At 55.2% G+C, this 21,520-nt stretch carries 23 protein-coding genes; 12 read left to right on the top strand and 11 right to left on the bottom strand.

What is annotated here, in order from left to right; translation table 11 throughout:
* Positions 1–44 precede the first annotated feature (44 nt).
* The 5 genes from hutU to P0078_RS15195 all read left to right on the top strand — a co-directional run bounded on the left by hutU (position 45) and on the right by P0078_RS15195 (position 5,165).
* Positions 45–1,721, top strand: coding sequence for a urocanate hydratase (gene hutU / locus P0078_RS15215; RefSeq protein ID WP_282930783.1), 1,677 nt, complete (start codon positions 45–47; stop codon positions 1,719–1,721).
* A 135-nt stretch (positions 1,722–1,856) separates the two neighbouring features.
* Positions 1,857–3,539 (top strand): histidine ammonia-lyase, encoded by a 1,683-nt coding sequence (gene hutH / locus P0078_RS15210; protein WP_282930782.1) that lies wholly within the window; start codon positions 1,857–1,859, stop codon positions 3,537–3,539.
* Between the two features lie 280 nt (positions 3,540–3,819).
* The gene (locus P0078_RS15205; RefSeq protein WP_282930781.1) at positions 3,820–4,152 is read left to right on the top strand and encodes a hypothetical protein; all 333 of its coding nucleotides are present in this window, start codon (positions 3,820–3,822) and stop codon (positions 4,150–4,152) included.
* 95 nt (positions 4,153–4,247) lie between these two features.
* Positions 4,248–4,748, top strand: coding sequence for a hypothetical protein (locus tag P0078_RS15200; RefSeq protein ID WP_282930780.1), 501 nt, complete (start codon positions 4,248–4,250; stop codon positions 4,746–4,748).
* Between the two features lie 249 nt (positions 4,749–4,997).
* Complete coding sequence (locus P0078_RS15195; RefSeq protein ID WP_282930779.1) at positions 4,998–5,165, top strand: hypothetical protein; 168 nt, start codon at positions 4,998–5,000, stop codon at positions 5,163–5,165.
* 40 nt (positions 5,166–5,205) lie between these two features.
* Here the strand turns inward: P0078_RS15195 and pyk are convergent, their stop codons facing one another.
* The gene (gene pyk / locus P0078_RS15190; RefSeq protein ID WP_282930778.1) at positions 5,206–6,642 is read right to left on the bottom strand and encodes a pyruvate kinase; all 1,437 of its coding nucleotides are present in this window, start codon (positions 6,640–6,642) and stop codon (positions 5,206–5,208) included.
* Between the two features lie 177 nt (positions 6,643–6,819).
* Between pyk and P0078_RS15185 the strand changes: the two genes are divergently transcribed.
* Together P0078_RS15185 and P0078_RS15180 are read left to right on the top strand one after the other, a co-directional pair.
* The gene (locus P0078_RS15185; RefSeq protein ID WP_282930777.1) at positions 6,820–7,293 is read left to right on the top strand and encodes an META domain-containing protein; all 474 of its coding nucleotides are present in this window, start codon (positions 6,820–6,822) and stop codon (positions 7,291–7,293) included.
* Between the two features lie 64 nt (positions 7,294–7,357).
* Entirely contained in the window at positions 7,358–7,918 is a 561-nt protein-coding gene (locus P0078_RS15180) for an META domain-containing protein (RefSeq protein WP_282930776.1), read from the top strand.
* Positions 7,919–8,008: 90 nt separating this feature from the next.
* Here the strand turns inward: P0078_RS15180 and smrA are convergent, their stop codons facing one another.
* The 6 genes from smrA to P0078_RS15150 form a co-directional block, all read right to left on the bottom strand.
* On the bottom strand, positions 8,009–8,596 hold the full coding sequence (smrA, locus tag P0078_RS15175; protein WP_282930775.1) for a DNA endonuclease SmrA: 588 nt from the start codon (positions 8,594–8,596) through the stop codon (positions 8,009–8,011).
* Between the two features lie 18 nt (positions 8,597–8,614).
* Complete coding sequence (locus P0078_RS15170; RefSeq protein ID WP_282930774.1) at positions 8,615–9,478, bottom strand: SDR family oxidoreductase; 864 nt, start codon at positions 9,476–9,478, stop codon at positions 8,615–8,617.
* On the bottom strand, positions 9,471–9,923 hold the full coding sequence (locus P0078_RS15165) for an acyl-CoA thioesterase (RefSeq protein WP_282930773.1): 453 nt from the start codon (positions 9,921–9,923) through the stop codon (positions 9,471–9,473). The genes P0078_RS15170 and P0078_RS15165 overlap by 8 nt, the downstream gene beginning before the upstream one ends.
* A 133-nt stretch (positions 9,924–10,056) precedes the next feature.
* Positions 10,057–10,548, bottom strand: a complete 492-nt coding sequence (gene secB / locus P0078_RS15160; RefSeq protein ID WP_282930772.1) for a protein-export chaperone SecB — start codon at positions 10,546–10,548, stop codon at positions 10,057–10,059.
* 160 nt (positions 10,549–10,708) lie between these two features.
* Positions 10,709–10,969: a glutaredoxin 3 gene (grxC, locus tag P0078_RS15155; protein ID WP_282930771.1), complete on the bottom strand. Its 261-nt coding sequence runs from the start codon at positions 10,967–10,969 to the stop codon at positions 10,709–10,711.
* A gap of 30 nt (positions 10,970–10,999) precedes the next feature.
* A complete protein-coding gene (locus P0078_RS15150; protein ID WP_282930770.1) occupies positions 11,000–11,416 on the bottom strand; it encodes a rhodanese-like domain-containing protein in 417 nt (138 codons plus the stop codon).
* A 216-nt stretch (positions 11,417–11,632) separates the two neighbouring features.
* On the opposite strand from P0078_RS15150, the gene gpmI reads away from it, so the two are divergent.
* From gpmI to P0078_RS15135, 3 genes are all read left to right on the top strand, one after another.
* A complete protein-coding gene (gene gpmI / locus P0078_RS15145) occupies positions 11,633–13,180 on the top strand; it encodes a 2,3-bisphosphoglycerate-independent phosphoglycerate mutase (RefSeq protein WP_282930769.1) in 1,548 nt (515 codons plus the stop codon).
* Positions 13,180–14,307 (top strand): murein hydrolase activator EnvC family protein, encoded by a 1,128-nt coding sequence (locus P0078_RS15140; RefSeq protein ID WP_282930768.1) that lies wholly within the window; start codon positions 13,180–13,182, stop codon positions 14,305–14,307. The genes gpmI and P0078_RS15140 overlap by 1 nt, the downstream gene beginning before the upstream one ends.
* A gap of 372 nt (positions 14,308–14,679) precedes the next feature.
* On the top strand, positions 14,680–16,038 hold the full coding sequence (locus P0078_RS15135) for a S41 family peptidase (protein ID WP_282930767.1): 1,359 nt from the start codon (positions 14,680–14,682) through the stop codon (positions 16,036–16,038).
* A 46-nt stretch (positions 16,039–16,084) separates the two neighbouring features.
* Here P0078_RS15135 and hisF read toward each other — a convergent pair whose 3' ends face one another.
* From hisF to hisB, 4 genes are read right to left on the bottom strand one after another with little or no spacing between them, the layout of a single operon-like run.
* On the bottom strand, positions 16,085–16,846 hold the full coding sequence (gene hisF / locus P0078_RS15130; protein WP_282930766.1) for an imidazole glycerol phosphate synthase subunit HisF: 762 nt from the start codon (positions 16,844–16,846) through the stop codon (positions 16,085–16,087).
* Complete coding sequence (gene hisA, locus P0078_RS15125; protein WP_282930765.1) at positions 16,846–17,577, bottom strand: 1-(5-phosphoribosyl)-5-[(5-phosphoribosylamino)methylideneamino]imidazole-4-carboxamide isomerase; 732 nt, start codon at positions 17,575–17,577, stop codon at positions 16,846–16,848. Before hisA ends, hisF begins: the two co-directional genes overlap by 1 nt.
* Positions 17,578–17,625: 48 nt before the next feature.
* Positions 17,626–18,279 carry an imidazole glycerol phosphate synthase subunit HisH gene (gene hisH, locus P0078_RS15120; RefSeq protein ID WP_282930764.1) on the bottom strand — a complete coding sequence of 218 codons (654 nt, stop codon included), beginning with the start codon at positions 18,277–18,279 and terminating at the stop codon, positions 17,626–17,628.
* Entirely contained in the window at positions 18,279–18,866 is a 588-nt protein-coding gene (gene hisB, locus P0078_RS15115) for an imidazoleglycerol-phosphate dehydratase HisB (protein ID WP_282930763.1), read from the bottom strand. Before hisB ends, hisH begins: the two co-directional genes overlap by 1 nt.
* Positions 18,867–18,982: 116 nt before the next feature.
* Between hisB and P0078_RS15110 the strand changes: the two genes are divergently transcribed.
* A complete protein-coding gene (locus P0078_RS15110) occupies positions 18,983–19,282 on the top strand; it encodes a hypothetical protein (RefSeq protein WP_282930762.1) in 300 nt (99 codons plus the stop codon).
* Between the two features lie 83 nt (positions 19,283–19,365).
* Positions 19,366–21,438: a TonB-dependent receptor gene (locus tag P0078_RS15105; RefSeq protein WP_282930761.1), complete on the top strand. Its 2,073-nt coding sequence runs from the start codon at positions 19,366–19,368 to the stop codon at positions 21,436–21,438.
* Positions 21,439–21,520: the final 82 nt, after the last annotated feature.

Genomic DNA, 21,520 nt, shown 5'->3' with positions numbered 1-21,520 from the left:
CGGGACGTGTGAATTTTTTTACGAGAAAAATTGACGAGGAAGCTATGTCTACCGACAAACGCCACGATCCCAGCCGCAAAATCCGCGCGCCTCGCGGCAGTGAGCTCAATGCCAAAAGCTGGCTCACCGAAGCTCCCCTGCGCATGTTGATGAACAACCTGGACGCCGAGGTAGCTGAACGCCCGGAGGACCTGGTGGTGTACGGTGGTATCGGCCGCGCCGCGCGGGATTGGGAGTGCTACGACAAGATTGTCGAAGTGCTGAAGCGCCTGGAAGACGACGAAACCCTGCTGGTGCAGTCCGGCAAGCCTGTCGGAGTCTTTAAAACCCACGCCGATGCACCCCGGGTATTAATTGCCAACTCCAACCTGGTACCCCACTGGGCCAACTGGGAACACTTTAACGAGCTGGATAAAAAAGGCCTGGCCATGTACGGCCAGATGACTGCCGGCTCTTGGATTTATATCGGCTCCCAAGGCATCGTCCAGGGCACCTATGAAACCTTTGCCGCCGTCGCACGCAAACATTTTAATGGCGAAGCGAAAGGCAAATGGATTCTTACCGGTGGCCTCGGCGGCATGGGTGGCGCTCAGCCACTGGCGGCGACGATGGCTGGTTTCAGCATGATCGCAGTAGAGTGCGACGAAACCCGTATCGATTTCCGTCTGCGCACTGGCTATGTAGACAAAAAAGCCACCAGCCTCGACGAAGCCCTGCAAATGATTGAAGCCGCAATGGAAAAAGGCGAAGCCATTTCCGTTGGCCTACTGGGCAACGCAGCAGATATTTTCCCGGAAATTGTAAAACGCAATATTCTGCCAGATTCGGTTACCGACCAGACTTCCGCTCACGATCCTTTAAATGGCTACCTGCCCCAGGGCTGGACCATGGAATACGCAGCGGAGATGCGCAAGAAAGATGAAGCCGCAGTAGTAAAGGCAGCCAAACAGTCTATGGCGGTTCAGGTTGAAGCCATGCTGGAGCTGCAAAAGCGCGGAGCCGCAACCCTCGACTACGGCAACAATATTCGTCAGATGGCTCTCGAGGAAGGTGTAGAAAATGCCTTCGATTTCCCCGGTTTTGTACCCGCTTATATTCGCCCTCTGTTCTGCGAAGGTGTCGGTCCTTTCCGCTGGGCGGCCCTGTCCGGCAACCCGGAAGATATCTACAAGACCGATGCCAAGGTTAAGGAACTGATTCCCGACAATCCGCAGCTGCACAACTGGCTCGATATGGCCCGCGAGCGGATTCACTTCCAGGGACTGCCCGCACGTATCTGCTGGGTGGGCCTGAAAGATCGCGCGCGTCTGGCACTGGCATTTAACGAAATGGTAGCCAACGGTGAATTGGAAGCACCGGTAGTGATCGGCCGCGACCACCTCGACAGCGGCTCTGTAGCCAGCCCCAACCGCGAAACTGAAGCCATGATAGATGGTTCCGACGCTGTCTCCGACTGGCCGCTGATGAATGCTCTGCTGAACACTGCCTCCGGCGCTACCTGGGTATCCCTGCATCACGGTGGTGGCGTAGGCATGGGCTTCTCCCAGCACTCTGGTGTGGTCATTGTCTGTGACGGCACCGAAGCTGCGCGCAAACGTATCGAACGGGTTCTCTGGAATGATCCCGCCACCGGCGTAATGCGCCACGCCGATGCCGGTTACGAGATCGCAAAAAAATGTGCAAAAGATCAGGGCTTGGACCTGCCCATGCTGAACGACTGATTTTTTACCGCAATAAAAATACCGCCGGCGGAAATCTTTTACAGCCCGAATAATTTTTATCGGGCTGCGCCGCCGGCGCCTAACAGGGTGTTGAAAAAGCCAACAAGCGACTTTTTCAAGCCATCTTTACGGCACATGTCCACAAAGATGGGCACTCAAATCAAGCAATTGCAGTGCTTGATTTTGCGGCAGGCGCTTTCGCACCGCCCGCGCAGGCTGTTTTTCAACAGCCTGCTAAGCAGTAAATATTTTTTGGTGAATGAATTTATGTATCAATTGGAAATCGATCCCGGTCAATTGAGCCTTGCGCAACTGCGCCGCGTAGCCCGCGAGTCGGTGCAGCTGTCCCTGGCGAAAAGCGCCTACCCCGCTATTGAAGCCTCTGCCCACACTGTTGCCCAGGTTATTACCGAGGGGCGCACAGTTTACGGAATTAATACCGGTTTTGGTTTATTGGCCAACACCCGCATTGAAAAGCACGACCTGGAAAACCTGCAGCGCGCTATTGTACTGAGCCATGCCGCCGGTACCGGCAATTTTATGAGTGAAGCCACCGTGCGTCTGCTGATGGTGTTGAAAATCAATTCGCTCGCGCGCGGCTTCTCCGGTGTGCGCCCACAGGTTATCGAAGCTTTAATGCAACTGGTCAATGCCAGTGTCTACCCCGCTATCCCTGAGAAAGGTTCTGTCGGCGCTTCTGGCGATTTGGCGCCCCTGGCTCATATGAGCGTGGTACTTCTCGGTGAAGGGGAAGTATTTATCAAGGGCGAGCGCAAGAGTGCTCACGAAGGCCTCAAAGCCGCGGGGCTTGAGCCCATCACCCTGGCCCCCAAAGAAGGCCTCGCCCTGCTAAACGGCACCCAGGCTTCTACCGCCTTTGCCCTGCTCGGCCTGTTCGCCAGTGAAGACTTGTTCGCCGGCGCCCTGGTAACCGGTGCTATTACTCTGGAAGCCGCCAAGGGCTCACGCCGCCCCTTCGATGATCGTATTCACAACGCCCGCGGCCAACAGGCTCAGCGCGACGTAGCGGCAATTTATCGGGACCTGCTCGGTGAGACCAGCCAGATCGGTGATTCCCACCAGTTCTGTGAAAAAGTGCAGGACCCCTACTCCCTGCGCTGTCAGCCCCAGGTAATGGGTGCCTGTCTGCAGCAGATGCGCTTCGCTGCCGAAGTATTGTTGGCCGAGGCAAATGGTGTTTCTGATAACCCGCTGGTATTTACCGACGAGGAAAATCCGGATAACTCCGACATTATTTCCGGCGGTAACTTCCACGCGGAGCCTGTTGCTATGGTCGCCGACAACCTGGCGCTGGCATTGGCAGAAATCGGCTCCCTATCCGAGCGTCGCATGGCCCTGTTGATAGACAGCAACCTATCGGGCCTGCCTCCTTTCCTGGTGGAAAATGGCGGGGTGAACTCCGGCTTTATGATCGCCCAGGTCACCTCAGCGGCGCTTGCCAGTGAGAACAAATCCATGGCGCACCCAGCCTGCGTGGACTCACTGCCCACCTCCGCCAACCAGGAAGACCATGTATCCATGGCCACCTTTGCTGGCCGTCGCCTGCGGGATATGGCCGACAATACCTGTGGCATCCTGGCGGTGGAGCTACTCGCTGCCTGTCAGGGACTGGATTTCCGCGCGCCGTTAAAATCCACGGAAAAACTGGAGGCCGCCAAGGCAAAACTTCGCGCCCGAGTACCTTTCTATGACAAGGACCGCTACTTTGCCCCGGATATTGAAGAGGCAAAGCAGTTGCTGAGCAGCGGCGCCTACTTAGAGTCAATAAACCCCAACCTTCTGCCCAGCAGTCACTAGGTTAAAAAAACTTCATGGCTTGATTCGCGCATTGCGAGAGAACCATTTTTCTCACAATGTGCGAATTTTTAGTGGTTTCACCCGCCTGCCGACCTTACCTTTTTTGACTCCGAACAAGTGGGTCTATCAAATTGAAACTGAAGAGTTTCCATCAACCAATACAGACCTGCCTCGGTATTCAGCTTTGCTAGAACATTTACTCTGCCCCGTGATGATTCACGCGCCAAAAATGCTAGGCTGAATGTAGAAGTGTTACCCGCCAATAGGTGTGGAGGTCTTGATGAAACCGCTGCCCACTAGATTGCTGCGAGGCTCAGGTTGTGCGCTCGCCATCGCAGCAGGACTGGCTCTATCGGCCTGTAATGGAACATCCGGCTATCCCTGCGGAGGCAACGATTGTTCCGCCAGTTATTACGGATACAGCCCTTATTACAACAAGACGTATTACAACCTGCGTGGCCGCTATGCCCACTGCCACCCGGATGGCACCTGTCACAATATGCAGCACTGTAACTTCTACTGGGACGGCAACTTTTATCGCCTGAGACCGCCTGCGGTTGTAAATACCCAGTATCAAATTGTCGATCCACCGCCGCGCGCAAGACCTTACTAAGTCTGAGATTCTGTGCTCGCCTAGTTGGCGCGCCTAGGGGCTTGGCCCCTGCCGGGCCTCTCCGGGGGGAAATTCCACTTACCGGAGAAAGCACTATGAATAGAGCTGTAAAAACGGTGATTCTCACCGCCACGGTGTGCACAGCCCTAGCCCTGGGTGCCTGTGCCACCGATGGTTACTACACCACCTACACCAGTTACGGTGGCCCAAGTGGAGGGCAAGTCGCTTACACCTCCTCCTACGCTTATCCCTATGCCACGCCCAACTATTACGCTTCGAGTAATGTCTATTTAACTTCCTACAGGACACCGGTTTACCAAACCGTTGGTTTCACACCGGTGAATACCTATTATTACCGCGGTGGCTACGCCAGTTACCGATCCGCATCATTCCGCGGCCACCCTCGCTACCGGGCTCGCTATTACTATCGCGGAATGCCCTACTACAACCGTTTCTATTACCCTCGGTCGCCCCATGCCCGCTACCGGGCCCATCACCGAGGCTATAGAAGTTATCACCGCGGCGGTTATCGCGGCTACCGGGGCCATAGAGGCCACTATCGTGTTCGCGGTGGACACCATCGCGGTAGACGCTAACTCCAAGCTTTATTAGGTAACTAACCCCGCTGTAGCAAACCATCAAAAAACGCAGCGGGGGTAGTTAATCGCCAACCTCAATACAACCGTCCGTTTAATTAGCCTTCTCCCTCCAATATCACTGTCGCCACTTTTAACAAATTGGCGCGCTATACATCTCAATGACGGCTATTACCTCTACCCTGAATAAACAAGTTATTCGGGAATGCGTCACTCACACTACTCAAAGAGGTAACTGCGGTGCAGAAAATGTTACTTATTCTGCTTGCCGTGGCCCTGGCGACAGGAGTTGCCGGTTGTTCGACAACCGCGCCCCAGGGAAGCCCAAAGTCATTAACCCTTGACGGGCAGAAGTTTCGCTGTGTTGAGCAGGAATTGGAGACCAAGGTACTAGTTAGATGTGTTCGTGCGGGGTAAGTTATTTGCACTGTGAAAATTTTTAATTTAATCGTTTGTATCAGGGCACGCGGACAATACGCAGGGTATCGGTGTGACCACCAATATCCTGTTGATAGCCCCGGGATATCAACACGAAGTCCCCTGAAATTAGCAGTTCCTGATCCAATAAATAAGAAATTGCTTTTTGATCTCGCAGCGGGCCGTCCATGTTGGATACATCCATTAATACGGGGTCAACGCCGCTGTAGAGGGCTACACGATTGCAGCACTTTTGGTGCCGACAAAAAGCGTAAATAGGAATTAATGCACATACTCTCGACATCAATAACGCAGTATTTCCAGTTTCGGTCTGGCAAATAATGGCTTTAATTTCTCGGCAATGATTCGCGATGATCATGGCGGCCATGGCGATACACGCATCACCCGCAGGGTAATCGCCGCGAAGGCTTTCCGGCGTGGAATAAATTTTACGGTGTTTTTCTGCCCCAAGAATCACTTCAGCCATATGCTTAACGGTTTCAATAGGATATTCACCTGCCGCTGTCTCAGCAGATAACATTACCGCATCAGTACCATCCAGTACTGCATTCGCCACATCGCAGACTTCTGCTCGAGTAGGTACCGGACTCGAAATCATCGACTCCATCATTTGTGTCGCAGTAATAACTACCCGATTGAGATAGCGGGCATAGCTGATTAAATGTTTTTGTACCCCCATTAATTCTGCATCACCAATCTCCACGGCGAGATCACCGCGCGCTACCATAATGGCATCACTGGCCAAGATGAGCTTCTCCAGGCGAGCATCATTGGATACCGCTTCAGCCCTTTCAATTTTGGCAATAATATGTGCTGTGCCACCCGCCTCTCTGAGTAACTTTCTCGCTTTGTGAATATCGCGAGCATCGCGAGGGAAAGAAACGGCTAAATAATCTACCTGTAACTCGGCGGCAACTTTGATATCCCGGTGGTCTTTTTCTGTCAGTGCCGGCGCAGTAAGGCCACCTCCCTGCTTATTTATTCCCTTTCTATCAGATAACCAGCCACCATTTTCAACTTCAGTTTTTAACGACAGACCAATAATTTTTTTGATGCGCAAACTCAATCGGCCGTCATCCAGTAACAGGCGGTCTCCCTCATTACAGTCTTCTGCGAGTGCTTCATAATCAACCCAGACACCTTCAGGACTGCCACTATCTTTATCCCAATCCGGGTCCAAAATAAATTCTTCACCTTTGCGCAGATATATACGCCCATCAGTGAATTTTCCGACACGAATTTTGGGCCCCTGCAAATCTCCCAGCAGGGCAATATGTCTGCACTGACGCTCGGCTTCCTCGCGGACAAATTTTGCCCGGCGCCTGTGATCATCAATTTTTCCATGAGAGAAGTTCAGGCGAACCATATCCACACCGGCCTTGATTAATTGCCGAAGTGTTTCTTCTTTATCGGTAGCTGGACCCAGGGTGGCAACAATTTTGGTGCGCCTGATCATATCGACGACCGTCCTTTAATCGATGGCCAAATACTATTTTTTTACATCAGTGCAAGCATAGCTTGTCACTGCTGTCGTCTCGTCACGGCAGCCAACAACTAAGCTTTTGTGAAAGCCGAAAAGTGGCTGGCTTGGGTGTGGGCTGGAGAAGGGTTTGTGTTTGGGAGTTATTCGTCGATGAGTAGGTTGGTACAAATATGGCTTCTGGGAGCCCTATTAGTTGTCGGCGGATGTCTAACAAACCGAATAGAAGAAGCCCAAGTTGTTCAATCCTCAGGCAGTATGGGAGCAGTCTGTGGTAAGAAGTGGCAGCTGGTGCGCCTGCGCGTCAATGGTGAGGTGGTCGACATCCAGAGGCCTGCGGACTTTACCTTTGTGTGCAATCTCCAAGGCAATGTCATGGGGAGGAGTGGCATAAACACCTATCGGGGAGAGGTGCAGGTAACCGATAACGGGCAGTTACTTTGGGATACCTCCAGCTTTGTCTCTACCAAGATGGGCGGCCCCGAACCCTTGCTGCGGCAAGAGCATGCCTACCTCGGTGCCCTCGCCGCCACTCGCCAGGCATTTACCAAATCGCGCGGGAATCGTTTGATACTTCGTGACCCCTCCGGTGATATCTATATAGAATACGTAAAGGCCGGACCTTGAACGCCGCCACAGAAGACCTGTAAATTTTTAGGTTAAATGTCGCAAAATCAATGAGAACGACATCATGCCACGTCGTGCTTTTTACTTACTACTGAGTATTATCGTATGCAACCTGGTGCTTGCAGGCTGCAGCACCCCCAATCCCCCTATTCCCCAACTCCAACGATCGGCTTGGTCTGCCTGTGAGCACGAGTGGGTGCTATCGAGCTTGTACTACTCCGGGCGCACTTATGATTCAACCCTGAGCTGGAGCAGGTTTTGGCGGGATAGACCCTTTTTCAAATGCGATCAATTTGGTTACGTTAGGGGCAACAGTGGCACCAATCCGTACTTGGGGCGATTTTCTCTCACTAGCAGCGGTGCTTTCACCTGGGAGCGGATTCCCGCTATTGCGCGCATGGGGGGAGCACACCCCAGCGATGAACTGGAGATCGATTACCTCAATGCCCTGAGAAAGTCTGATTTGATTGTTATCGTGGGTAACAAGATGATGATCAGCAATACCGATGGCAGTGCCTATATTGAGTTTGAACAAGTAGACCGCAGCTACCGCCAGGCCCAACCCTATAAAAAAGGCGACCCATTGGGTCGCCAGAATGACAATCAAGAAGAATCAAAAAGATGAGCTTTAGGAGTCTAAAAAAGCACTCTTGAGGGGAAAGCCTCAGCGGCGCATCTTAATTTGCATAAGTGACAGAAAAGTTACAAAAGAACCTTAACGGCGTCTTTGATGTATCTCCAGATTCTCCTGCCGCTTGCGTTCACTCTTTCTCAGCAGCAGATAAGTCGCTCCCAAGCCCCCGTGTTGGGGTTGCGCACTGTGAAAAGCCAGTACTTCGTGCAGCTGCGGCAACCAGTGATTGATACAGCTTTTCAATAACGCCGGCTGCTTACGCCCCTCACCCTTACCGTGGGTAATCAGGGCACAGCGCACATCCGCTTCAACACAATCACGGATAAATTCCATCACGGCCCTGCGCGCCATCTCCACAGAGTGGCGATGTAAATCCAGGCGCGCATCTATGCTGTATTTGCCTAGGCGCAAATTGCGATAGACCCCGTTTTGCACACCATCGCGCTTGAATTCCAACGGATCCCATGGCTCTACCAGATCAATATATTCACCGGACAGGGGGTTCATTTCCCGCTCTGTCAGTCGTGTGGCAGCGGCGCGGCGCTCCCGCAACATAGACTCAGATTGCTTCGGCTCCTTGCGCAAATTGACGCGGCGCTCCTGCGCCAGCGGTTTAACGTCTCCCATTTCACCGAGAGCGTCTTTAAATAATTTGCTGTCGCTGCTCACAAATACCCCCTGCCAGCGTCAGTCGAGAAATAAATCCTTGGTTAAATTGTCTGCATTGGCTGGATTGTGGGCATAACCGGTGAAATCCTTCACACCGCGCTCTGCCAACAGCTCTTCATCGATTAGCTGGCGACCGCTCAAGGCGACATCTTTAGTCGTCAGTATCTCGTAGGCCGCATCGGCCATAATTGAGGGCTTGCGGCTCTGCTCAAACATATCGCGACTACCCACCGCAAACTCAATCGCAGCAGTGGCCACCAGCGTGCGCGGCCACAAGGTGTTCACGCTGATCCCCGCCTCACGCAGCTCTTCCGCCAAACCCAGGCTGAGAATGGTCATACCAAACTTTGACAGGGCGTAAGGAGCGAAGGGCCCCAACCACTTGGGCTGGATATTCAGCGGTGGGCACAGGCTGAGGATATGGGCGTTGTCAGCTTTTTTCAGGTAGGGAGTCGCCAAGTGGGCGGTGAGATACACCGCGCGACTGTTGATACTCTGCATCAGGTCGTAGCGCTTGGGTGGTGTCGACTCAACATTGGTCAGGTTGATCGCGCCCGCATTATTAATCACAGCGTCGATGCCGCCAAATTTTTCGGCAGCCTCCGACATAGCCTGCTCTACTCGCTGCTCATCGCGCACATCCACCTGCAGGGCCAGGGCATTGCCGCCGGCTTTCTCCACTTCCTCCGCCACCGAGAAGATGGTTCCCGGAAGCTTGGGATGTGGCTCTGCCGACTTAGCGGCAATCACGATATTGGCACCATCCGCCGCGCATTTGAGGGCAATCGCCCGGCCGATGCCGCGACTGGCACCAGTGATAAAGATGGTCTTGTCCTTAAGCGCCCCTGAATTGTTGGTCAGGGATACAAACTCTTCACTCATTTTTTTCAGCCTCCGGGGCAGTCACTGCCGGACTGTAAATTTCCTTGAAGATCGCCGGCATACGTTTTGGCTTGCCAGTGGAAAGCTCAATGCACACCATCCGCCATTCGGCCCGCAATACCAATGCCTTATCGGCGGCGCGAAACACCTGAAAGCGGCGAGTCATATTCAGACGCCCGTCCACCTCAGTGAGCCAGGTGCCAAACAGCAATTCCTCCCCCTCTCTGGCCGCCAGTATATAGTCATACTCGCCATGACGAATTGCCATTCCCCGGTCAAGCTGCTGATAATTCGTGACATCCAGACCCAGGGCTGCGCTGTGCGCCCAGGCGGTAGCCTCACACCAACGCACATATTCCGCATTGTTGGCATGACTCAGACCATCCACATGTTCGGCGCCAACCGTCACTTTGGTGATAAATGGGTTTGGCAGATCCCACTGCATAAGCGGCTCCAGGTTTGTGCTGCGGTTGCGGAGGGATAGTCAGTAAAATGGACGCTATCCCCGGGGAGATTACAGATATAAAAAAAGGCCCCGCTAAGGGACCTTTTTATCGTGCCAGCTGGGCTAAAACGAATTAAGCGTTCGCTTGAGCGCCTTCTGCTTCTTTCTGTGCCTTATCGAGGGCAGCAGCGAACAGAGCGTCGAAGTTCACAGGCGGCAACATCAGTGCCGGGAAAGAACCTTTAACTACTGCGTTATCGATCACTTCGCGAGCGTAGGGGAACAGAATTTGCGGGCAGGCAGTATTCAGGGCCTGGGCCAGCTGTTGACCTTCCAGACCTTTGATACCGAATAGGCCAGCTTGTTTTACTTCCACCAGGAAAGCGGTATCTTCTTCCAGCTTTACGGTGATAGTCAGGGTCAGAGCCACTTCGTACAGATCGTCTTCGATCTTCGCGGTCTTGGTGTTCAGCTCCTGATTAACCTGGGGCTTCCACTGCTTTTTGAAGACCTCGGCACCCATCGGGGTTTCGAAGGAGAGGTCTTTCAGGTAGATGCGTTGCATCGCAAATTGTACTTGTGGAGCCTCTGCGTTTGCCGCTGCGCCATTTAATTCTTCAGCCATGTTACAGCCTGTTCATTATAAAAAGTTTATTGATGCCTTCCGTGAGAAAGACTCCGGTAATAACTCAACAGTTGGGGCCTCGATAAAACGTTTCAAGGCCCAGACCGGATAAATAGCAAAAATTGGGGACCGCATGTTGGCGGCCGCGTCAGTTTTCCGCTTATCCCGCTGCTTTCAGCAATTTGTCGAGTCGGCCACCGCGCTCCAACGCCATCAGGTCGTCGCAACCACCTACATGCTTATCGCCAATCCAAATCTGCGGCACCGAGCGGCGCCCCGCCTTGTCAGCCATTTCTGCGCGCAAGCCGGGATTATTGTCCACAGGGATTTCGCGATAAGCGACACCCTTGCTATCCAGTAGCTGCTTGGCGCGAATACAGTAGGGGCAGAAACGGGTGGTATAAATGACAACATTCTGCATGACAAAACTCCGTCAAACTTATACTTCAGGTTAACCTTTGCCTTTAACGACAGGCAGGTTCTGGTTAGCCCACTCGCTCATTCCGCCCTGCAGGCGACGCACTTGGAAACCTTTCTGTTTCAGCATGCGCCCCACCGGACCTGCGTGCTGCCCCATCTTGTCAGCGACAATAATGGTCTTATCTTTAAACGGTTCCAGCTCGGCAATGCGCTCAGCCACATCCCCGTGGGGAATATGCAGGGAGTCGACAATATGACCGGCAGTGAACTCGCTGCGATCGCGAATATCCAGCACCTTGGCCCCGTCGCTATTGATCAGCTTGGTCACTTCATGAAGTGATGCCGGCTCGCCAGACTTGAATCGCTCAGTCAAAACAAATGCGTAAAGCAATGCCACAAGCAGGCCGACCAACAGCCACTGCTCAGCTAAAAAGTCGAGAAAATCCACTTCGCCCCCAAAATCCTCAAGTGGTAATCAATAGGGCACTACGGCGCCCAATGCCGGCGGGAGTATACACGATCATGGCGAAATTCTAATCAACCAAATCCCTCCGCCCCAGCCTCTTTGTAATCCGGCTTAAGCTAAATAACATGGTGAAATACCAGCCCCACAGGTTAAAATCCGCGTCCGCAATTTAACCCTTGGAAGAGGAATACTGTCGCTATGGCCGCTACGCAAGCCCCGCAAAAACGCCCCCTGGTCCTGCTGATTCTGGACGGCTTCGGCCACAGCGACAATCCCGAGCACAATGCGATTCACGCAGCCAAGTCTCCGGTTTGGGACAATATCTGGGCAACCCGCCCAAAAACCCTGATCCAGACATCCGGGATGGCGGTGGGCCTGCCCGATGGACAAATGGGCAACTCGGAAGTCGGCCATATGACACTGGGCGCCGGTCGAGTGGTCTACCAGAACTTCACCCGGATCAACAAAGCCATTCAGGACGGCGACTTCTTCCGCAATACCGCTTACACCACTGCGGTCGATAAGGCTATCGCCAACAACGGCGCCGTCCATATTATGGGACTCCTGTCCGAAGGCGGCGTACACAGCCACGAAGATCATATTGTCGCCATGATAACCCTGGCGGCACAGCGCGGCGCCCGCGCTATTTATGTACACGCATTTCTCGATGGCCGCGACACCCCACCGCGCAGTGCCGAACCCTCCCTGGCGCGCCTGATGCAGGTGTGTGACTCCGTCGGCAATGCCCATATGGCTACCCTGGCCGGGCGCTACTTCGCCATGGATCGCGACCAGCGCTGGGAGCGCACCGAGTCCGTTTACGACATGCTGACCCTGGGTACAGCAGAGCACCGTGCCAGTGACGCCCTGGCAGGACTGGCCTCGGCCTATGAGCGCGGTGAAAACGATGAGTTTGTCGCGCCAACGGTGATTGGCGAGCCCGCTCCTATCCAAGACGGCGATGCCCTTATCTTTATGAATTTCCGCCCGGATCGCGCGCGCCAGTTAACCCGCGCTTTTACCGAGCAGGACTTCAGCGGCTTCGAGCGCAAAGCCAAACCGCAGCTGGCGGACTTCGTCATGACGACCGAATATGCTGCCAATATCCACGCCAGCTGTGCCTTCCCGCCAGAAAACCTGGTCAACTCCCTCGGCGAGTACTTGTCTGCAGAGGGCAAAACCCAGCTGCGCATCGCCGAGACAGAGAAGTACGCCCACGTTACCTTCTTCTTCAGCGGCGGCCGCGAAGAGCCCTACAACGGCGAAACCCGCGAACTGATCAAGTCACCGGATGTGGCCACCTACGATCTGCAACCGGAAATGAATGCGCCAATTGTCACTGACAAACTGGTAGCGGCGATTGAGAGCGGCGAGTACGACGCCATTATCTGCAACTACGCCAACGGCGATATGGTCGGCCATACCGGTGTTTTCGAGGCGGCAGTAAAAGCCGTCGAAGCCCTGGACCAGTGTGTAGAGCGCGTCGTAAACGCCGCTCTGGCTGCCGGCGGCGAAGTGCTGATAACTGCCGACCACGGCAATGTGGAAGAGATGTTCGACGCCAACTCCGGCCAGGTCAGCACCCAGCACTCCACTCTGCCGGTGCCTTTTGTTTATATCGGCGAGCGCAATGTGCAAATGTGTGACGGAGGTAGTCTGGCGGATGTAGCACCAACCATGTTAGCGTTGATGGATCTGCCACAGCCGACGGAAATGACCGGCCAAAGTTTGGTAAAAATGGACTGATGAAAACTCTCGTACTCTTCCTGATCACACTGATTTCCCTACCCGCCTGGAGCCAGGCAGAGGGAGATGAGCAGGCGCGCCTGGCGCAAATCAAGCAACGCATTGAGTCCCTGCAACAGGAACTCAATCAGGTGCAGGGCCAGCGCGACCAATTGCTCAAGGATTTGGAAGAGAACGAGAAAGATATTTCCGGGCTGCACCAGCGCATAGACAAGATCAAACAGGATATGCGCAGCCGCTCGGACAAGTTGCACGAACTCCAGCAGGAACAACAGCAACTGCAAGAGTCGCGACGAAGTATGCAGCGGCGGGTCGAGCAGGAGATCGCCGCCGCATACCGACTAGGCCGACAGGAGCAGATCAAGCTCCTGCTCAACCAGCAAGATCCACAGAACGTCGCCCGCCATCTCCGCTACCACGATTACTTCCTCCAAGAACGCAGCCGCATCATAGACACTTACCTTGAAACCCTCACCTCACTGAAAACCGTATCCGCCTCCATTGAGCGCGAGCGCGAGACCCTGAAAGCGGAGCGAGAGCAGCTGCAGAAACGCCAGAGCAAACTGCGCGTCGCACAGCAGAATCGCAAGGACACGCTGGATAAACTTGCGGCGCGGCTCTCCGATGGCAGCGGTGAACTCAAGCAGCTCCAAGGAGATCGCACACGCCTACAAAAATTGGTCGACGAAGTAGGTCGCGCCATCGCCTCACTGGTAAACCCCAGCGAGCAAAAGCCCTTTGCGCGCCAGCGGGGCAAGATGCAGTGGCCTGTTGATGGCCGCCGCGCCAATGCCTATGGACAGCGCCGCGCCAATGGCATCACTTGGAAAGGTGTCACCTTGCGCGCCAATGAAGGGGAGCCGGTGCGGGCAATCCACCGCGGCCGCGTGGTTTTCTCCGATTACCTGCGCGGCCACGGCATGCTGGTTATCCTGGATCATGGAGAGGAGTACATGAGTCTCTACGCCCACAACCAGTCCCTCACCCGCAATATTGGCGAGTGGGTGGAAAGTGGTGACACCATCGCTCGGGTTGGCAATAGCGGTGGACTCAGCCATAGCGGTGTTTACTTCGAAATTCGCCACCGGGGTAAAGCGCAGGACCCTACAGTTTGGTGCCGCTCCTGATCGGAGCTGGCACAGAGGGCATAATACGAGGCGTAAAATCCCGGGCATTTTCCACGCACCCGTTATAGAGCCCCCTCGCAAATCACAGCGATCGGGATTACACACCCGCCTAATGCTCCCCACTTCATCTCACGACTCCGGCCGCTGTGCTAATTAAATGAGAAAGCACCACGACGAAAAGCTGCGGAGTATCGGCTTTTTTATCGCCAAAAGAGAATAAGAGCGGGAGACAACCCAGGTGTAAGACCTCTGGGCTTATGACGACTAAGATCGTGACACTGTAGAATTTGGCGTCCGCTTAGAATCCCTGCCAATCTCTGCGGTCTACACTTTCGCAAAGCAGCGAAGAAATAAGGCAGAGGTCACAACAACATGTTTATCCCCAAGGCGCTGACAACCTTGATCGGCGCAGCCGCTCTGACAGCCCTGCCTTTAATGGGTTTGACCGACGGCGATAGCCATTCCCAGGTGGCTGCAGACACTGAAGCCCGCCTGCCGCTGGAAGATCTGCGCAGCTTTGCCAAAGTTTTCGAGCAAATTCGCCAGGGCTATATCGAGGAAGTGGACGACCGCACCCTGCTGGAATACGCCATCAAGGGCATGCTGCAAGGCCTAGACCCTCACTCCTCCTACCTTGATCGCCGCTCCTTTGACGATTTACAAGCCAACACCACCGGTGAATTTGCCGGCCTCGGAATCGAGGTAGGCATCGAAAACGACCATATCACCGTCGTCACCCCCATGGACAACACTCCCGCCTCCCGCGCTGGCCTCAAGGCCGGCGATGTCATACTGCGCCTGTCGGGCAAATCCATGAAGGGCGTGAGCCTGGATGAAGCGGTGGAGTGGATGCGCGGGCCCAAAGGCAGCAGTGTCACCCTGACCATCGCTCGCAAAGGTTTTAAAGAACCTTTCGATGTCACTCTCAAGCGGGACACCGTGCGCGTACGCAGTGTGCGCAGCAAAGTCCTCGACGATGGCTACGGTTACCTGCGCATCAGCCAGTTCCAACTGGACACCGGCGCCGATGTGGCCGATGAGCTGATCAAGTTGCAGAAGAAAGGAGCACTTAAAGGGCTGGTTATCGACCTGCGCAACAACCCCGGTGGCGTGCTGCAATCCTCGGTGGAAGTAGCGGATGCATTTTTGGAAGAGGGCCTGGTCGTCTACACCGAAGGTCGCAATGAAGCTGCCAACCTGAGCTATTCCGCCGAGCCGGGCGATTTAACCGAAGGCGCTCCGCTGGTTGTATTAATCAACGCGGGCTCCGCCTCTGCAGCGGAAATTGTCGCCGGCGCCCTGCAAGACCATCGCCGCGCAGTGGTGATGGGCACCGACAGCTTCGGCAAGGGCTCGGTCCAAACGGTAATCCCGATCAATAATGAGCGCGCTATTAAGCTGACAACCGCGCTCTACTTCACTCCCAATGGGCGCTCAATCCAGGCCCAGGGCATCACACCGGATATCGTGGTAGAGCGGGTGAAAGTCACCCGCTTGGACGACTCTCCCAGACCCACTGAAGCGGATTTGGCAGGGCATCTGGACAACGGTAACGGTGGTGCCGACCGGACTTCTGAAGACCGCTCGAGAGAACAGGAAGAACGGGAAGACTGGATGGATCGTGACAATCAAATCTTCGAAGCCCTCAATGTACTCAAGGGCCTCAATCTCTACGCTCACAGGGACAGAGGTTTGCGCGAGCGCCTTGCCCGCGCAGACGAACAGCAGTAGCAGAGTGCGGCGGGCCCAGGGCCCGCCGTGCAAGACCTACACCGACCTACAAACGCATTTCAATCCCAGCGCTGTGCATAAACGCTTTCGCCTCGGCAATGGTGTACTCGCCAAAGTGGAAGATACTCGCAGCCAATACCGCATCCGCACCGCCGTGCAATACGCCATCCGCCAGGTGCTGTAGATCTCCCACACCACCGGAAGCAATGACTGGCACTTGAACCGCCTCGGTAACTGCCCGGGTCAGGGCCAGGTCAAAACCGTTCTTGGTACCGTCGCGATCCATACTGGTCAGCAGGATTTCGCCCGCACCGTATTCGGCCATCTGCCGAGCCCAGGCCACTGCATCAATGCCAGTGGGCTGGCGCCCGCCATGAGTGAAGATCTCCCAGCGACCCTCTCCCACCTGTTTGGCATCAATGGCCACCACAATACACTGGCTGCCAAAGCGCTCGGCGGCCTCGCGTACAAACTCGGGATTTTTCACCGCCGCTGAATTGATTGCAGTCTTGTCCGCACCGGCATTCAGCAGATTGCGGATATCTTGCAAGGTGCGCACACCGCCGCCGACAGTGAGGGGGATAAACACCTCGTGGGCCATTTTCTCCACGGTGTGCAGGATGGTATCGCGCTGCTCATGGGTGGCGGTGATATCGAGGAAAGTGACTTCATCCGCGCCCGCTTCGTTGTAGCGGCGGGCAATTTCCACCGGGTCGCCGGCATCGCGGATATCGACAAAGTTAACGCCCTTCACCACGCGGCCGTTGTCCACATCCAGACAGGGAATAATACGTTTCGCCAGAGCCATTATTTGTTCCGTTGGTCGCAAAGCTGCTGCGCTTCGCGCAGGTTCAACTTGTCTTCGTAGATCGCCCGGCCGGTAATCGCACCGTAGATTTCACCGGCATCCAACAGCTGTTCAATGTCCTCAATGCTGCTGACACCGCCGGAGGCAATAATAGGCACCTGCACTGCGCGGGCCATTTCCAGAGTCGCCTCAATATTGACGCCTTGCATCATCCCGTCGCGGGCAATATCTGTATAAACAATAGAGCTGACGCCACAATCGGCAAAGCGCTTGGCCAGTTCTGTCGCCTTCAGCTCGGAGACCTCAGCCCAGCCCTCAGTAGCCACCAAGCCACCTTTGGCATCGAGCCCGACAATAATATGGCCCTCAAACTCGCGACACGCCTCTTCCACCAGCTTGGGATTTTTTACCGCCGCAGTGCCGATAATCCCCCACTGCACACCGGCATCCAGATAGCGCTCGATAGTGTGCAAATCGCGAATTCCTCCGCCAATTTGCACCGGTAAATCGGGAAACTGTTTGGCGATAGCAGTTACCGCTTCACCGTTCACCGGGTTGCCGGCGAAGGCGCCGTTCAAATCCACCAGGTGCAGTCGCTTGGCTCCCTCGTTCACCCAATGCTGAGCTGTAGCCAGGGGATCATCGGAAAATACAGTGGCGTCATCCATCTCGCCCTGGCGCAGGCGCACGCATTGGCCGTCTTTTAAATCTATCGCGGGAATTACAATCATGTCTTTTCTTACGTCGGCAGTAATTTCAGTGTGATCGGTGAGCTGGGTCTATTGGGCCCGGCCGTTCCAGTGGACAAAGTTCTTTAGCAGCTGCAAGCCAGCCTCGGCACTCTTCTCCGGGTGGAACTGGGTGGCGAAGATATTCTCCCTGGCAACTGCGGCAGCCAGGGGAATGCCGTATTCGGCTTGCCCGGCAATATCCGGATTTTCAGCAGCCGGCACATAGTAGCTGTGGACAAAGTAGAAACGGCTGCCATCGGCAATATCGGCCCACAGGGGGTGCGGCTGACGCTGCTGAACACTGTTCCAGCCCATATGGGGCACCTTGAGCCGTTCAGCACTCTGCGCCGGGGGAATGTTGTCGCCGAAGAATTTCACCGGCTCCGGGAAAATCCCCAGGCAATCAACGCCATTATTCTCCTCGCTGTGGTGCATCATAATCTGCATACCCACACAGATACCCAGCACCGGGGTACCCACACTGATGGCCTCGCGAAGCAGCGGCGAAAAACCCGCCTCGACAAACCCTGCCATACAATCCCGAATGGCACCCACACCGGGCACCACCAGGCGCTCTGCGCCCTCGGCCTGCTCCGGAGTTTGTGCCAGCACCACCTCGGCCTCCGGCGCCACCTTGTTCAGGGCGCTGGCCACCGAGTGCAGGTTGCCCATACCGTAATCGAGTACCGCAATCTTACCCATCACAAGACTCCTTTGGTGGAGGGCATGGTGCCGGCCATACGGGGGTCCGGGGTCAACGCCATACGCAGGGCGCGGCCAAAGGCTTTAAATACAGTTTCCACCTGATGGTGAGCGTTGTGGCCACGCAGGCAGTCAATATGTACGGTTACCAGTGCGTGATTGACGAAGCCCTGGAAGAACTCAAAAAACAGTTCAGTATCAAAATTGCCGATCCGCTTCTGGGTGAAAGGCACATCCATAACCAGGCCGGGCCGCCCGGAGAAGTCGATTACGACCCGGGAAAGCGCCTCATCCAATGGGACATAGCTGTGGCCGTAACGGGTCATCCCCTTTTTATCTCCCAGCGCTTCGGTAATGGCTTTGCCCAGGGTAATGCCGATATCTTCCACCGTATGATGGTCATCGATATGAATATCGCCATCGCAGCTAATGTCCATGTCGATCATGCCGTGGCGGGCAATTTGATCGAGCATATGCTCCAGGAAAGGAACCCCAGTCGCGAACTTGCCATGACCTTGGCCGTCCAGGTTAACGCTGACTTGAATCTTGGTTTCCAGGGTGTCACGGGTGACGCTAGCTGTACGCATCGAAAGCGATCCTTATTTGCACGATAAGACAGAGGGCGCAAATTATAGGATGAATGACATCCCCTGTGGCTCTCTAGTGTCAGATGAAACTTGATTCGTAATTGTTTAGCCCTATCATGCACCGCATGGTTACTCTAAAGCGCCGAAAATCCCATTACTGGGCCAGCCTGTTCCTGTTACTCGCCGTAGTAGCAGCTCAGCCGCTGTGGGCGGAGCACTTCCACCTGGGCAATACCCAGGTAGAGATGTGTGACCTGTGTTGCATGCATTCACCTGCAGCACTCGGCAGCGAGCCATTGCTCGTACAGGCTGAGCCCCAAAGTCACTACGAACGGCCCTCTGCGCCAACCGCGCGCGATTGCCAGCCAGAGCGCCAGAGTGCGCGCGCCCCTCCTTTCTTCCTGTCACTCAGCTAACACCCAAAAACCGATATTTTTTTAGTGAATGCCCGCGCTGGAGCGCGTATGGCATTGTCCGTCTGTGACAGGAATAAAAAACAATGACTAAGTTCAATACTTTGGCCCTGGCTATTGCCAGCTTGGCCGTGCCCGCTATTTGCGCTGCGGAAGACAGCAACAAACTGGAAGAAGTTAACGTCACCGTATCTCCCTTGGATAAGCCCGCCGACGCAGTAGCTGCCCCGGTATCGGTGCTCTCCGGCGAGACCCTGCGCAAAGCCGCTTCCGCCACCCTGGGCGAAACCCTGAAGAACCAGCCGGGTGTGGCCAACGCCTCCTTTGGCAGTGGCGTGGGCCTACCGGTTATTCGCGGCCAGAGCGCCAACCGGGTGAAGATCCTGAACGATAACCTGGATGTCTCTGACGCCTCCAACACCAGCGCCGATCACGCTGCCAGTATCGAACCTCTACTGGCGGAGCGCATCGAAATACTGCGCGGACCGGCGGCACTGCGCTACGGCAGCGGCGCTATCGGTGGGGTGGTAAATATTATCGACGGTCGCATCCCCACTGAGGTACCCGAGGAAGTTGAAGGCGCGGTTGAGATGCGCCACGACACTGCCAATAGCCAGGATGCCTCGGTATTCCGCTTTACCGGCGGTGCCGGGCAGCTGGCCTGGTACTTCGACGGTGTCTACCGCGAAAATGACGATACCGAAATTCCTGGTCTCGCCATCGTCGAGCATGAAGAGCACGATGAGGACGAAGAAGAGCACGAGGAAGAATTCAACACCGACGGTTACGTCGGCAACACCAATGCCCGCGCTCACAGCTACAGCGGCGGTGTTTCATGGATTACTGATAGCGGTTATTTCGGCCTGTCAGTGAACAAGCTGGAGAACAACTACGGCATTCCCCTCGGCACCCACGAGCATCATCACGAAGAAGAGGAAGAAGATCACGAGGAGGAGAGCGAAGTCGAAGCCGTGCGCATCGATATGGCGCAAACCCGCTACGACTTCAAAGGCGAACATCGCTTCGATAGTAATTACTGGGACAAGATGCGCCTGCGTATCGGCTACAACGACTATGAGCACGTAGAGCTGGAAGAAGGTGAACCCGGTACCCGCTTTACCAATGAAGCCTGGGAAAGTCGCTTGGAGATCACCCACGACAACGATAGTGAGTGGCGTGGTGCCTACGGCCTGCAATTGTCCGACAAAGACTTTGCCGCAGTGGGCGACGAAGCCTTTATCCAGCCCTCCCGCACCCGCAGCGCCGGCCTCTTCACTATGAAGGAACGCGAGTGGGGCAACTGGCACCTGGACCTGGGCGCGCGTATTGAGCGTGTCGATATCGATCCGGAGACCGCAGAGGATCGCGACTTCAATCTGTTCAGCACCAGTGCCACCCTGCAGTACTTCCTGCAAGAGCACCAACACATCAGCGTCGGCGCCACCCACTCCGAGCGCGCCCCAGTAGCCGAAGAGCTGTTTGCCGACGGTGAGCACCTGGCCGAATCGCGCTACCTGATCGGTAACAGCGACCTGGACAAAGAACGCTCTTTAAACCTGGAACTGGGCTATCACCACCACAACGAAGCGGCCAGCGGCTGGCATGCAGCGCAGATTGAAGCCAGCGTCTTCTACAACCGCATCGGCGACTACATCTATTCGCAAAATACCGGCCTTGAGTACGAGGATGAAGAGCTGCCCATTTACGCCTATGCCAATCGCGATGCCACCTTCTACGGTGCTGAAGCCTCGGTGAAACTCCCCCTGCGCAGCAACTTCTACCTGACTCTGTTTGGCGATGTTGTGCGCGCGAGCTTCGACGAAGATATTGCCGGTGAGAGTTCCGACGTGCCGCGCATGCCTCCCCTGCGCCTGGGCCTCGCCCTGGGAGCAGAGTACGACCAGTGGGGTTGGGAATGGCGCACAGTCGAAGCTGCAGACCAGGATCGTGCCGGCGCCTACGAAGAGGAAACCGACGGCTATACCCGCATGGACCTGAGTGCCCACTACAACTTCAACATCGGCAGCAGCGACGCGGTGATCTTCGCCAGCGCCCGCAACCTGCTCGACGAAGAAATTCGCAACTCCACCTCACTACTGCGCGACTACGCTCCTGAAGCTGGTCGCAGCGTCGAAGCCGGTGTGCGGTTTATTTTCTAATAAACACCTGCTTCAATGGCCCCGCAGCGCTTTCCCAGCCTCGCGGGGCTGCATCTCCTACAATTCCGGCATAACCTATTTG

Origin of the sequence: Microbulbifer sp. VAAF005 (assembly GCF_030012985.1) — a bacterium.
Taxonomy (GTDB): domain Bacteria; phylum Pseudomonadota; class Gammaproteobacteria; order Pseudomonadales; family Cellvibrionaceae; genus Microbulbifer.
This window is presented reverse-complemented; position numbering and strand designations above follow the sequence as displayed.